Genomic DNA, 13,924 nt, shown 5'->3' with positions numbered 1-13,924 from the left:
GGGCGGGGTCTCACTGGGGCTCCGCATCGGTCAACCACAACCGCGACAACATGCCGGGCGGCGTTGGGCTCGGGCCCCCCCCGGGCTGGGGGGGGGGGCCCCCAGGGGGGCGGGCGCCCGCGGCCCCCGCCCGGGCAAGAACCCCGGACGCCTGCGCAGGGCCCTGAGCACGCACTGGTACGCGTGGGCCATGGTCGCCCCCGTGGTGATCGTCATCGGCGTCATCGTCGGCTACCCGCTGGCCCGCGGCGTCTTCCTGTCGACGACGAACGCCAACGAGGCGAACGTCGAGCGCACCATCGGCGTCAACCACATCCCGGCGACCTACGAGTCCGTCGGCCTGGACAACTACAAGGCGATCCTCGACGACGGCGTCTTCTGGGACCGGCTCACCTGGACCGTCGTCTGGACGGTCTCCTGCGTCGCCCTGTCGTTCGCCATCGGCCTCGTCCTCGCGAACATGCTCAACCGCAAGCTCAAGGGCCGCTCCTTCTACCGGATGGCGCTGATCCTGCCCTGGGCGGTGCCCGCGTTCGTCTCCGTCTTCACCTGGCGGCTGCTCTTCAACGAGAAGAACGGCGTCCTCAACAAGGTCCTCGAAGGCGGCGGCATCGACGCGATCCCGTGGCTGAACGACCCCACCTGGGCGAAGATCTCCGTGATCGCCGTCAACGTCTGGCTCGGTGTGCCGTTCATGCTCGTCGCCATGCTCGGCGGGCTCCAGTCCATCCCCGGCGAACTGTACGAGGCCGCCGAGATGGACGGCGCGAGCCCCTGGCAGCGCTTCCGTCACGTCACGCTGCCCGGCCTGCGGTCCGTCGCCACGACCGTGATCCTCATCAGCTCCATCTGGACCTTCAACATGTTCCCGGTGATCTTCCTGCTCACCCGGGGCGGTCCGGGAGACGCCACCGAGATCCTCGTGACGTACGCCTACCGGCTCTCGTTCGTCGTCAGCCCTCGCGACTTCGCCGGGTCCGCGGCCTGGGGTGTGCTCATCCTGCTGCTCCTGTCGCTCTTCGCGGTGGTCTACCGCCGCGCGCTCCGCAAGCAAGGAGAGGTGTGGTGACCACGATGCCCTCGAAGACGACACCCTCGAAGACGACGCCCTCGAAGGCGCTGCCCTCGAAGACGACGGCCTCCAAGAAGGTGAGGCCGCGCGGCGAGCGCGGCCCACTCGCCTCCGTCGCCCTGCACACCACCCTGCTGATCGCCTCGCTCGTCGCGGTCCTGCCGCCGCTGTGGCTGCTCGTCACCTCGTTCAAGCCGCAGAGCGAGGCGTTCTCCACCGCCCTGGTGAAGGACTTCACGCTCGGCAACTACGACCACGTCCTGAACGACACCAAGTTCCTCGACTGGGTTCTCAACTCCCTGTTCGTCGTCGGCCTGACCACCGTCATCGGCGTCTTCATCTCCGCGACCACGGGCTACGCGGTGAGCCGGTTCAGGTTCCCCGGCATGCGGCCCCTGATGTGGCTGCTCCTCATCACGCAGATGTTCCCGGTCGCCGTGCTCATCGTGCCGCTGTACAACCTGCTCGCGAGCATGGAGCTGCTCAACCAGCCCATGGGCCTGGTCCTCACCTATCTGACGATCGCCGTGCCGTTCTCCGCGTGGATGATGAAGGGGTACTTCGACACCATCCCCGTGGAGATCGACGAGGCGGGCCGCGTCGACGGCCTCAACCCGTTCGGCACCTTCTGGCGGCTCATCATGCCGCTGGCCAAGCCCGGCCTGGCCGTGACCGCCTTCTACAGCTTCATCACCGGCTGGGCCGAGGTCGCCTACGCCTCCGCGTTCATGACCGGCGAGGAGAACCTGACGCTCGCGGGCGGCCTGCAGACCTTCGTCAACCAGTACACCAGCGACTGGGGTTCGCTGACCGCCGCGGCCGTGATCGTGGCCGTGCCCGCCGCCGTGATCTTCGGCTTCGTGCAGCGCCACCTGGTCTCCGGACTCACCGCGGGCGCGACGAAGTCCTGACCCGGACGCCCCTCCCGATCCGCCGATCCACCCACAGACTCGACCTCTCAGGGAACACATGACCCAGCATCTCGCTGCCCCTGCCGCCCCCGACTCCGGCACGCGTACGGACTGGTGGCGCGACGCGGTGATCTACCAGGTCTATCCGCGCAGCTTCGCCGACGGCAACGGCGACGGCATGGGCGACCTCGAGGGCATCCGGGCCCGCCTGCCGCACCTGAAGGACCTCGGCGTCGACGCCGTCTGGCTGTCCCCGTTCTACGCCTCGCCGCAGGCCGACGCGGGCTACGACGTCGCCGACTACCGCGCCATCGACCCCATGTTCGGCACCCTCCACGACGCCGACGCGGTGATCCGGGACGCGCACGCCCTGGGCCTGCGCATCATCGTGGACCTGGTGCCCAACCACTCGTCCGACCGCCACGACTGGTTCCGCCGCGCCCTCGCGGACGGCCCCGGCTCGCCCCTGCGGGAGCGCTACCACTTCCGCCCCGGCAAGGGCTCCGACGGCGAACTGCCGCCCAACGACTGGGAGTCCGTCTTCGGCGGCCCGGCCTGGACCCGCACCACCGACCCCGACGGCACCCCCGGCGACTGGTACCTGCACCTGTTCGCGCCCGAGCAGCCCGACTTCAACTGGGAACACCCCGCCGTCCGCGACGAGTTCCGCTCCATCCTGCGCTTCTGGCTGGACATGGGCGTGGACGGCTTCCGCGTGGACGTCGCCCACGGCCTGATCAAGGCCGAGGGACTGCCCGACATCGGCCACCACGACCAGCTCAAGCTGCTCGGCAACGACACCATGCCGTTCTTCGACCAGGACGGCGTGCACGAGATCTACCGCAGCTGGCGCCACGTCCTCGCCGAGTACGCGGGCGACAGGGTTCTGGTCGCCGAGGCCTGGACGCCCACCGTCGAGCGCACCGCGCACTACGTCCGCCCCGACGAGATGCACCAGGCCTTCAACTTCCAGTACCTGGGCACCCATTGGGACGCCGCCGAGCTGCGCGCGGTCATCGACAGCTCGCTGGCCGCGATGCGCCCCGTCGGCGCCCCCGCCACCTGGGTCCTGTCCAACCACGACGTGACCCGGCACGCGACGCGGTTCGCCAACCCGCCCGGCCTCGGCACCCAGCTGCGCACCGCGGGCGACCGCGCCCTCGGCCTGCGCCGCGCCCGCGCCGCCACGCTCCTGATGCTGGCCCTGCCCGGCTCCGCGTACCTCTACCAGGGCGAGGAACTGGGCCTGCCCGACGTCACCGACCTGCCCGACGAGGTCCGCCAGGACCCCTCGTTCCACCGGGCGCAGGGGCAGGACGGGTTCCGCGACGGCTGCCGGGTGCCGATCCCGTGGACCGTCGACGGTCCTTCGTACGGCTTCGGCGCGGGCGGCAGCTGGCTGCCGCAGCCCGCGGGCTGGGGCGAGCTGAGCGTCCAGGCGCAGACCGGCGATCCGACGTCGACGCTGGAGCTCTACCGCGCGGCCCTGCGGGCACGCCGCACGCAGCCGGGTCTCGGCGCGGGCGACGACCTGGAGTGGACCGACGCTCCCGCCGGTGTCCTCGCCTTCCGGCGGGAGGAGTTCGCGTGCACCGCGAACACCACGGGGGCGCCCGTACGGATCGCCGTGCCCGGCCGGATGCTGCTCGCGAGCGGCCCCGTCGAGGTGGCCGGGGGTGAGGTGGAGCTGCCCGCCGACACCACCGTCTGGTGGGCGGTGTGACGACCTCCCCGCCGCGGGACGCCGAACGGGGCGCCCCGCGGCTCGCGGACATCGCCGCCCAGGCGGAGGTCAGCGAGGCCACCGCGAGCCGTGTCCTCAACGGTAAGGCGGGCGTTGCCGCCGCGACCCGGCGGCGCGTCCTCGCCGCCCTCGACGTGCTCGGCTACGAACGGCCCGTGCGGCTCAAGCGCCGCAGCGCGGGCCTGGTCGGCCTGGTCATCCCCGAGCTGACCAACCCGATCTTCCCGGCCTTCGCGCAGGTCGTGGAGCAGGTCCTGGCCGGGCACGGCTACACGCCCATGCTGTGCACCCAGATGCCGGGCGGCGCCACCGAGGACGAACTGGTGGAACAGTTGGAGGAACGCGGTGTCAGCGGCATCGTGTTCCTGTCCGGGCTGCACGCCGACGCGAGCGCAGACCACGGGCGCTACCTCGAACTCGCGGGCCGCGGCGTGCCGTTCGTCCTCATCAACGGCTACAACGCACACATCCCCGTCTCCTGCGTCTCGGCCGACGACCGCGCCGCCGTGCGGATGGCGGTGCGCCACCTCGTGGACCTCGGGCACGAACGGATCGGCCTGGCCATCGGCCCGACCCGTTACGTCCCCTCGCGGCGCAAGGCGGAGGGGTTCGCTGCGGCGCTGCACGAGTACGTCGGCCTGGCACAGGGGGAGGCCGAACCGTTCGTGCGGCGCACGCTGTTCACCGTCGAGGGCGGCGCGGCCGCGGCCGGGGCGCTGCTCGACCGCGGCTGCACCGCCGTGGTGTGCGGCAGCGACATGATGGCGCTCGGTGCCGTCAGGGCGGCCAGGGAGCGCGGCCTCACCGTGCCCGGCGACGTCTCCGTGGTGGGCTTCGACGACTCGCCACTCATCGCGTTCACGGACCCGCCGCTGACCACGGTGCGCCAGCCCGTGCAGGCGATGGCGTCGGCCGCCGTCGGCGCCCTCCTCGAGGAGATCAACGGAAATCCCGTGCAGCGCACCGAGTTCGTGTTCCAGCCGGAACTCGTCGTACGAGGCTCGACGGCCCAGGTGCGTCCCAAGGGTTGACCGTGATGGTTGACGGTCGTACGGTCACGGGCGAAAACACTGCCGCAATCTTGCTGCAACAACCTTCAACGGCCTGACGGGTACGTCGCCTTGCCGGAGAAGGCCCCCCACCTCACCCGCGCAGGAGGCCCCCGTGACACGTCGTACGCGCAGGAAGCCAGCAACAGGACGCAAGGCCCGGGCCGCGACCGTCGCCCTGCTCGCCGGGGTCGGCGGCAGCCTGGTCGGCGGGGCGCCGCAGGCCGCCGCCGCCCCGCCCGGCGCCAAGGACGTCACCGCCGTGCTCTTCGAGTGGAAGTTCGCCTCGGTGGCCAAGGCGTGCACGGACCGGCTCGGCCCCGACGGCTACGGCTACGTCCAGGTGTCGCCGCCGCAGGAGCACATCCAGGGCCCGCAGTGGTGGACGTCGTACCAGCCTGTCAGCTACAAGATCGCGGGTCGGCTCGGTGACCGGTCCGCCTTCAAGAGCATGGTCGACACCTGTCACGCGGCGGGCGTGAAGGTCGTCGTCGACACGGTCATCAACCACATGGCGGCGGGCGACGGCACCGGCACCGGCGGCACTTCGTACACGAAGTACGGCTACCCGGGCATCTACTCGCGCCCCGACCTCGACAACTGCACCGCGCAGATCTCCGACTACCAGGACCGCACCAACGTCCAGGAGTGCGAGCTCGTCGGCCTCGCGGACCTCGACACCGGCGAGGACTACGTACGCGGCCGCATCGCCGCCTACATGAACGACCTGCTCTCCCTCGGCGTCGACGGCTTCCGCGTGGACGCCGCCAAGCACATGGCGGCGGGCGACCTGAAGAACATCAAGTCGCGCCTGAGCGACCCGAACGCCTACTGGAAGCAGGAGGCGATCTTCGGCGCGGGCGAGGCCGTCTCGCCGGACGAGTACCTGGGCACCGGCGACGTGCAGGAGTTCCGTTACGCCCGTGACCTCAAGCGCGTGTTCACGAGCGAGAAGCTGGCGTACCTGAAGAACTACGGCGAGGGCTGGGGCTACATGCCGTCCGGCAAGTCCGCCGTGTTCGTCGCCAACCACGACACCGAGCGCGGCGGCGACACCCTCACCTACAAGGACGGCGCCGACCACACCCTGGCGCACGTCTTCATGCTGGCGTGGCCCTACGGCTCCCCGGACGTGCACTCCGGCTACGAGTTCACCGACCGGGACGCCGGACCGCCCAACGGCGGTCAGGTCAACGCCTGTTACAGCGACGGCTGGAAGTGCCAGCACGCCTGGCCCGAGGTCGCGGGCATGGTCAAGCTGCGCAACGTCGCCCGAGGCACCGCCGTGACGAACTGGTGGGACAACGGCAACGATGCCATTGCATTTGGCCGCGGTGACAAGGCGTACGTGGTGATCAACCACGAGGGCGCGACCCTCGACCGGACCTTCCAGACGTCCCTGGCGCAGGGGACCTACTGCGACGTGCAGAGCGGCAGGAACGTCACCGTCGGCGGTGACGGCCGCTTCACGGCTTCCGTTGCGCCCGGCACCGCGCTCGCGCTGTACGCCGGTGCGAAGTGCTCCGCTGGATGAGGTGCACTCTCGGCCGTCGTGAGTCTGCGGGGCCGTTGTGGCTGGTCGCGCAGTTCCCCGCGCCCCTTCGGGGCGCCATCGAACCGCAGTCGCTCAGGTACTGCTGACCACACCGAAGGAGAACACACCCTCGTGACCGGCTTCGTACGTCGCACTGCCGCCGCAGTGAGCCTGGTCCTGGTCGCCGCCGCCGTGCCCCTGACGGGCGCGGCGGCGGCACCCGGACCGACCACCCCCGCCGCCCCCGACCTCGGCAAGGCCGAGGCGCAGTGGATCGATCGCGACACCGTCGCCTGGAACACGGGTGGCGAACGCGCTTCCGCTGCCACCGAGTTGGTGTACGCGCGGCGCGGCGGCATGACCGTCGAGGACGGCGAGCTCACCGGCGGCGGCCACCGCATCCGCCTTGCCCCGGTGCCCGGCGGCCTCACCGAAGCCCAGCGGGCCAAGTACCCGCACCTGAAGACGTACCAGGCCTTCCGCGTCGACCCGCGCGACCGCGACCGGATCCGGACTGCCCTCACCGGCCAGCTCGTCGCGGTGCAGCGCGCGTCGGACGGCGCCCTGAAGGCCGCCACCGGCGTACAGACGCAGGGCGTGCTCGACGACGTCTACGCCCCCGCCGCCACCAAGGCCCCGCTCGGCCCCGGCTTCACCCACGGCAAGCCGTCGCTCGCGGTGTGGGCGCCCACCGCCCAGGGCGTCCGGCTCGACATCGGCGGCCGGACCGTGCCCATGCGCAGGGACGCGGACTCCGGCGTCTGGTCCGCGAGCGGGCCGAGGAGCTGGACCGGCAAGCCGTACCGGTACGTCGTGAAGGTGTGGGCGCCGAGCGTCCGCAAGGTCGTCACCAACAAGGTCACCGACCCCTACGCGACGGCCCTCACCACCGATTCCGCCCGCAGTCTCCTCGTCGACCTCGACGACCCCGAGCTCGCGCCCAAGGGCTGGCGGACCCTGCGCAAGCCGCCCGCGACCCCCCTGCGGGACGCGCAGATCCAGGAACTGCACATCCGGGACTTCTCCATCGCCGACCGCACGGCCGAGCACCCCGGGAAGTACCTGGCGTTCACGGACCGGACGTCCGCCGGCATGCGGCACCTGCGGAAGCTCGCGAGGTCCGGCACGTCCTACGTCCACCTGCTGCCCGCGTTCGACATCGGCACCGTTCCCGAGCGCGAGTCCGAACAGGCCACGCCGGACTGCGACGTGGCGTCCTTCGCGCCGGACTCCGAGGAACAGCAGGCCTGCGTGGGCAAGGCCGCCGCCAAGGACGCCTACAACTGGGGCTACGACCCGCTGCACTACACCGTCCCCGAGGGCTCCTACGCGTCCGACCCCGAAGGCCCCCGGCGCACCGTCGAGTTCCGCAAGATGGTGCAAGGACTGAACAGCACCGGGCTGCGCACCGTCATGGACGTCGTCTACAACCACACCGTCGCGAGCGGCCAGGCCGACAGGTCGATCCTCGACAAGATCGTGCCCGGCTACTACCAGCGGCTGCTCGCCGACGGCTCCGTCGCCACCTCCACCTGCTGCGCGAACACCGCGCCCGAGAACGCCATGATGGGCAGGCTCGTCGTCGACTCGATCGTCACCTGGGCGACGAAGTACAAGGTCGACGGCTTCCGCTTCGACCTGATGGGGCACCACCCGAAGGCCAACGTCCTCGCCGTCCGCAGGGCCCTGGACGCCCTCACTCCGAAGAAGGACGGCGTCGACGGCAAGAAGATCGTGCTCTACGGAGAGGGCTGGAACTTCGGCGAGGTCGCCGACGACGCCCGCTTCGAGCAGGCCACCCAGCGCAACATGGCGGGCACCGGCATCGCCACCTTCTCCGACCGGGCCCGCGACGCCGTGCGCGGCGGCGGCCCCTTCGACGATGACCCCGGCGTCCAGGGCTTCGCCAGCGGCCTGTACACCGACCCCAACACCTCCAAGGCCAACGGCACGCCCGCCGAGCAGAAGGCCCGCCTCCTGCACTACCAGGACCTGATCAAGGTCGGCCTCACCGGCAACCTGGCCGGGTACGCCTTCACCGACTCCTCCGGCCGCAGGGTCACGGGCGCCGACGTCGACTACAACGGCGCCCCCGCCGGATACGCGACCGCACCCGGCGACGCCCTCGCCTACGCCGACGCCCACGACAACGAGACGCTGTACGACGCCCTCGCCTTCAAGCTCCCGCGCTCCGTGTCGGCGGCCGACCGGGCCCGGATGCAGGTCCTCGCGTCGGCCACGGCGACCCTCTCGCAGGGCCCGGCGCTGTACCAGGCGGGCAGCGACCTGCTGCGCTCCAAGTCCCTCGACCGCAACTCCTACGACAGCGGGGACTGGTTCAACGCCCTCCACTGGGACTGCCTCGACGGCAACGGCTTCGGCCGGGGCCTGCCGCCCGCCGCCGACAACAAGCCCAAGTGGTCCTACGCCAAGCCCCTGTTGGCGGACCCCGCGCTCGCCCCGGGCTGCGCGGACATCCGCGGTGCCGGAGCCGCGTACCGTGATCTGCTGCGGCTGCGCGCCACCGAGCCGGAGTTCTCCCTCGCGACCGGAGAGCGGGTCCAGAGGGAGCTGTCCTTCCCGGTGTCCGGCACCCCGGGGGAGAAGCCCGGCGTCATCACCATGCGCCTCGGCTCCCTCGTGGTCGTCTTCAACGCGACTCCGCAGGAGCAGACCCAGCACGTCGAGGCCCTGAAGGGGAACGCGTACGCGCTGCATCCCACGCAGGCGCGCGGAGCCGACCCCGTGGTCAAGTCGGCCGCGTACGCGAAGGGTTCGGGGACCTTCCGGGTCCCGGCGCGGACCGTCGCGGTGTTCCGGCGCGGCTGACGGCCTCCGCTCAGTCCCGGCCGAGGACGCTCCGCACGAAGGCGTTGCGGAACGTCCCGGCCGGGTCGAGCCGCGCGGCGAGCGCCGCGAAGTCCGCGAGGCGCGGGTGGACCTCGCGCAGGCGTGCCGGAGGGGTACGGAAGACCTTGCCCCAGTGCGGGCGGGGCGCGAACGGGGCCAGGGCCTCCTCGGTGCGGGCGATCACCGGCAGGACGGCGGCCGGGTCCGGCGACCACGTGAAGTGGAACGCCACCGAGTCGCGCTCGTAGGTGGGGCTGAGCCACTGGGTGTCCGCCGCGACCGTGCGGACCTCGCAGACCTGGAGGACCGGCGCGATCGCCTCCCGGACGGCGTCGAGCGCCTCCAGCGCGGACAGCGCGTCGGCGCGCGGCAGCAGATACTCCGACTGCAGCTCCGCGCCGCTGCTGGGTGTGAAGTCGGCGCGGAAATGCGGCAGTCGGTCGTGCCACGGGCCAGGGACGCCCAGCTGCCGGGTGCAGTTGGCCGCGGACGCGCCGGGAACGGGGTGACGCGGTTCGGCGGCCGGGGCGGCCCACGGGAAGTCGACTCCGTGTCCCGCCCGCTGCTTGAGGCACACGGTCGTGAAGCGCGGACCGCGCCAGTCGGTGAAGAGGCTGACGCTGTACGCCGCCGACGTCACCGCGTCGAAGTCGAGCCCCGCCAGCGGGAGGTCCACGAAGACGTGCTGGGCCACCTCGTACGCGGGCTCCAGGTCGAGGGTCAGCGCCGTCACCACGCCGAGCGCGCCGATCGAGACCACGGCCCCGTCGAACCCGGCGTCCCCGCGGCGCAGGGTGACGAGCCCGCCGTCCGCCGTCATCAGCTCCACCGCGCACACCGACGACGACAGGGGCGGAGTTGAGTTCCCCGAGCCGTGGGTACCCGTCGCCACCGAACCCGCGACCGAGATGTGGGGGAGCGAGGCCATGTTGGGCAGCGCGAGCCCGGCCGCGTGCACACGGCGGGCCAGTTCCCCGTACCGGACACCGCCCGCGACCCGCACCGTGCGCGCCGCCGTGTCGACGTCCACGGTGGGCGGGAGCCCGGCCAGGGAGACGAGCGTGCCGTCCGGGTCGTCGGTGTCGGCGATCCGGTTGAAGGAGTGCCCGCTGCCGAGCACCCGTACCTGCCGGGAGCCGGTCAGCAGCGCCCGCAGCTCCTCCAGCGAGCCGGGGCGGCGCAGCTCACGGGCGGTGAAGGCGATGTTCCCCGCCCAGTTCGTCAGCACGTCGTCGGCACTCATGCGCGTCGTTCCTCCTGGGGCTGCCCGGTCCAATACCGGCCATCGTGCCCACCCGGACGCAGTCGAAAATACCCCCCTGGGTATGGTGGGAGGTAAGGAGTGAATACCCCCGGGGGTAATGGCCCCGGATTGCGGTCCCGGACGGGTGGAAGCGGCACCCGGACGGGCTGGAGCGGAGCCCGGGAAGGGCGGACGCGGAAAAGGAGTGACAGTCGTGTTCTTCGTCGACACCCTCGAACTCAAGGGCCTCGGGAACCGCAGCTATCTGGCCGGAGGCCCGGACACCGCTGTGGCCGTCGACCCGCCGCGCGACATCGACCGGGTCATCGCGCTGGCGGCCCGGCGCGGGGTGCGGATCGCGTACGTCGCGGAGACGCACGTCCACAACGACTACGTGAGCGGCGGCCTGGAGCTGGCCCGCGTGACGGGCGCGCGGTATTTGGTGCCCGCCGGGGCCCCGGTGTCGTTCCCCCACGAGCCGGTCGTGGACGGCGACGTGGTGTGCGTGGACGAGGCGGGCGGGGCAGACGGGACGAATGAGGCACACGAGGCGGACGGGGCGGGCAGGGCGTCGCGGCCGGACAAGGCCGTGGCGCTGCGCGCGGTCGCCACGCCCGGCCACACCCCGCACCACCTGTCGTACGTACTGACGGTCGGCGGCCGCGCGACCGCCGCGTTCACCGGCGGCTCCCTGCTCATCGGCACGGTGGGCCGCCCCGACCTGGTCGAGCCCTGCCTCACCGAGCCGCTGGCCCGCGCCCAGCACGCCTCGGCGCACCGCCTCGCCGGGGAACTGGACGACGCGGTGCGCGTGCTGCCCACGCACGGCTTCGGCAGCTTCTGCTCGGCGACGCGGTCCGAGGGCACTGCGACCACCATCGGCGCGGAGCGCACGGCCAACCCGGCCCTCACCCAGGACGAGGACACCTTCGTCGCCGAGCTGCTCGCCGGTCTCGACGACGTGCCCGCGTACTACGCCCACATGGGCCCGGCCAACGCGGTGGGTCCCGCGCCCGTCGACCTGACCCCGCCCGCACCCGCCGACGCCGCGGAGATCGCCGCGCGCCTCGCCGCCGGGGAGTGGGTGGTGGACCTGCGCGGCCGGGTGGCGTTCGCCGCCGGGCACGTCGTCGGGTCCTTCAACTTCGAGGCCGAGGGCAAGCTCGCCACCTACCTGGCGTGGCTGATCCCGTGGGGCACCCCGGTCACGCTGCTCGCGGAGTCGCCCCGCCAGCTGGCCGACGCCCAGCGGGAGTTGGTGCGCGTGGGCATCGACCGTCCGGCGGCGGGCGCGACGGGCGACCCCGGCCGCTGGGTGCGTGCGGGGGAGCCCCTCGGGTCCTTTCCCCGGGCGACGTTCGCCGACCTGGCCGCGGCCCGCAAGGAACGGGACGACGTGGTGGTCCTCGACGTGCGCCGCGCCTCGGAGCGTACGGACGCCCACATCGAGGGCTCCGCGCACGTGCCGCTCCACGAACTCCACGGCCGCCGCGGCGACGTGCCGGACGGCGAGGTGTGGGTGCACTGCGGCAGCGGGCTGCGCGCGGCGATCGGGGCGTCGCTCCTCGCCGCCGCCGGGCGCGCGGTCGTCGTGGTCGACGACGTGTTCGCCGAGGACGCGCTGGCCCGGGCCGGACTGCCCGTCCACGACGGCCACGCCTGTACCCGCGCGTGAGCCCGCTCGTCCTCGCCCTGGTCGCCGGGGCCGTGGTGGGCCTCGCCCTCGGCGCGCTCGGCGGGGGCGGCAGCATGCTCGCCGTCCCCGCGCTCATCTACCTCCTGGGCTTCACCCCGGCCGCCGCCACCACCGCGAGCCTGCTGATCGTCGCCGTCACCTCGGCCACGGCCCTGTACGCCCACGCCCGCTCCGGGCAGGTGCGCTGGCGGGCGGGCGCGCTGTTCGCGGCGACGGGGATCCTGCCCGCCGCCGGGGCCGGGGCGGTTGCGGGCAGGCTGCCCCAGCCGGTGCTGACGGCGGCGTTCGCCGCCGTGGCGGGGGTCGCGGGGGTGCTGATGCTGCGGGTGGGGCGGCGTGCGGACGGGGCCGAGCGCGGGCGTGGCGGCGGGGCGGAGCGCGAGGGCGGCTCGGGAGACCTGGCGCACGCGGGGGCAGGAGCCGCGCGGCCGGCGCGGGCGGCCGGTGCCGGTGCCGGGCTCGGCGCGCTGACCGGGCTGCTCGGCGTCGGCGGCGGATTCCTCGTCGTACCGGCCCTCGTCACCGTCCTCGCCTTCGGGATGCGGGCCGCCACCGGGACCAGCCTGCTGGTCATCGCCGTCAACTCCGTTGCCTCGCTGGTCACCCGCGGCAGTACGACCACCGGCCTCGACTGGGGCGTGGTCGCGCCCTTCACCGGCGCGGCGGTCCTCGGCGCGTGGGACGGCAAACGGCTCGCCGCGAGGCTCACCGGGGCCGCGCTGCGGCGCACGTTCGCCGTCGCACTGCTCGCGGTGGCCGCCGCGATGGGAGTGGACGCGATCGTCCCGAGCGGCGGCTGGGGGTGACGGGGGCCGTGCGGACCGTGGGGGCCGTCCTACGCCAGCGACAGGAACAGCTTCTCCAGCCGGGCCCGCATCCGCTCCCGGTCACCACTTTCGGCCAACTCCGCGTCGGTCAGGCAGTGCTGGAGGCCGGTGGCGATGATGGCGAATCCGGCCTTGTCCAACGCCCGGGACGCGGCGGCGAGCTGGGTGATCACGTCCTCGCAGTCCCGCCCCTCCTCGATCATCTTGATCACGCCGTTGATCTGGCCCTGGGCCCGGCGCAGCCGGTTGACCGCCGTCTTCAGTTCCTCGGCCGCCATCGTCAATTCCACTGCTCACTCCGATCTGGATACCCCTATGGGTACCGTACGGGAGTGGTGCACGCATCAACCAAGACATCCCCAAGGCGTCGCCCGAGGCGCCCTCAAGGCATCCGATGAAGGGAACCCCCGTGCCGTCCCCCACCGCGCTCACCGCCGACCAGGCCCGCCACCGCCTGGCCGAACTGGCCGTCGTCGACGTCCGCACCCCCGGCGAATTCGCCTCCGGGCACCTCCCCGGCGCCCACAACATCCCCCTGGAACGCCTCCCCGAAGCCCTGCCCGCCCTCAGGGCCGCGGCGGCACGCGGGGAACTCCTCATGGTGTGCGCCTCCGGCAACCGCTCCGCCCGGGCCTGCGCGACCCTGGCCGGGAACGGCGTCCCCGCCACGACGCTCACCGGCGGCACCTCCGGCTGGACCGAGCGCGGATACGACGTCGAGCGCACCCGCGGCACGGCCCGCGCCACCTGGGCCATGGAGCGCCAAGTCCGCCTGGCCGCGGGGTCGCTGGTCCTGACCGGCCTGGCCCTCGGCCTGCTGTGGCCCTACGCGCTGTGGCTGTCGGCCGCCATCGCCGCGGGCCTGGTCTTCTCCGCGGTCACGGACACCTGCGGCCTGGCCGCCGTCCTGGCCAGGCTGCCGCACAACCGCCCCCGCGACACCGACCTGGGCGCCACGCTCGCCGCCCTGAACCGCTGACGGCGGAGCGTCCCGACGC

The 13,924-nt window shown here is 72.6% G+C and carries 10 protein-coding genes and 1 pseudogene; 9 read left to right on the top strand and 2 right to left on the bottom strand.

Going from position 1 to position 13,924, the window contains the following annotated elements; genetic code table 11:
* Positions 1-190: 190 nt before the first annotated feature.
* From ACFVHO_RS19355 to pulA, 6 genes and pseudogenes are all read left to right on the top strand, one after another.
* The gene (locus tag ACFVHO_RS19355) at positions 191-1,069 is read left to right on the top strand and encodes a carbohydrate ABC transporter permease (protein ID WP_385715737.1); all 879 of its coding nucleotides are present in this window, start codon (positions 191-193) and stop codon (positions 1,067-1,069) included.
* A 5-nt stretch (positions 1,070-1,074) separates the two neighbouring features.
* Positions 1,075-1,983 carry a sugar ABC transporter permease gene (locus tag ACFVHO_RS19350; RefSeq protein WP_385715960.1) on the top strand — a complete coding sequence of 303 codons (909 nt, stop codon included), beginning with the start codon at positions 1,075-1,077 and terminating at the stop codon, positions 1,981-1,983.
* A gap of 58 nt (positions 1,984-2,041) precedes the next feature.
* Positions 2,042-3,706, top strand: a complete 1,665-nt coding sequence (locus tag ACFVHO_RS19345; RefSeq protein WP_385715735.1) for a glycoside hydrolase family 13 protein — start codon at positions 2,042-2,044, stop codon at positions 3,704-3,706.
* Positions 3,694-4,758 (top strand): LacI family DNA-binding transcriptional regulator, encoded by a 1,065-nt coding sequence (locus ACFVHO_RS19340; RefSeq protein WP_385715732.1) that lies wholly within the window; start codon positions 3,694-3,696, stop codon positions 4,756-4,758. Before ACFVHO_RS19345 ends, ACFVHO_RS19340 begins: the two co-directional genes overlap by 13 nt.
* Positions 4,759-4,954: 196 nt before the next feature.
* Positions 4,955-6,307 (top strand): annotated as a pseudogene (locus ACFVHO_RS19335) (alpha-amylase family protein); the annotation flags it as partial.
* A gap of 135 nt (positions 6,308-6,442) precedes the next feature.
* A complete protein-coding gene (gene pulA / locus ACFVHO_RS19330; RefSeq protein WP_385715730.1) occupies positions 6,443-9,139 on the top strand; it encodes a pullulanase-type alpha-1,6-glucosidase in 2,697 nt (898 codons plus the stop codon).
* Between the two features lie 10 nt (positions 9,140-9,149).
* Here the strand turns inward: pulA and ACFVHO_RS19325 are convergent, their stop codons facing one another.
* Entirely contained in the window at positions 9,150-10,403 is a 1,254-nt protein-coding gene (locus ACFVHO_RS19325; protein ID WP_385715727.1) for an FAD-binding protein, read from the bottom strand.
* 214 nt (positions 10,404-10,617) lie between these two features.
* Here ACFVHO_RS19325 and ACFVHO_RS19320 point away from each other — a divergent pair, with 214 nt between their 5' ends.
* On the top strand, positions 10,618-12,078 hold the full coding sequence (locus tag ACFVHO_RS19320; protein ID WP_385715724.1) for a rhodanese-like domain-containing protein: 1,461 nt from the start codon (positions 10,618-10,620) through the stop codon (positions 12,076-12,078).
* On the top strand, positions 12,075-12,905 hold the full coding sequence (locus tag ACFVHO_RS19315; RefSeq protein WP_385715721.1) for a sulfite exporter TauE/SafE family protein: 831 nt from the start codon (positions 12,075-12,077) through the stop codon (positions 12,903-12,905). The genes ACFVHO_RS19320 and ACFVHO_RS19315 overlap by 4 nt, the downstream gene beginning before the upstream one ends.
* 29 nt (positions 12,906-12,934) lie before the next feature.
* Here the strand turns inward: ACFVHO_RS19315 and ACFVHO_RS19310 are convergent, their stop codons facing one another.
* On the bottom strand, positions 12,935-13,216 hold the full coding sequence (locus tag ACFVHO_RS19310) for a metal-sensitive transcriptional regulator (protein WP_380836350.1): 282 nt from the start codon (positions 13,214-13,216) through the stop codon (positions 12,935-12,937).
* Positions 13,217-13,320: 104 nt separating this feature from the next.
* On the opposite strand from ACFVHO_RS19310, the gene ACFVHO_RS19305 reads away from it, so the two are divergent.
* Positions 13,321-13,905, top strand: coding sequence for a rhodanese-like domain-containing protein (locus ACFVHO_RS19305; protein WP_385715718.1), 585 nt, complete (start codon positions 13,321-13,323; stop codon positions 13,903-13,905).
* The last annotated feature ends 19 nt before the right edge of the window (positions 13,906-13,924 follow it).

This window comes from Streptomyces sp. NPDC127108 (genome assembly GCF_042677545.1).
Lineage (GTDB): Bacteria > Actinomycetota > Actinomycetes > Streptomycetales > Streptomycetaceae > Streptomyces.
This window is presented reverse-complemented; position numbering and strand designations above follow the sequence as displayed.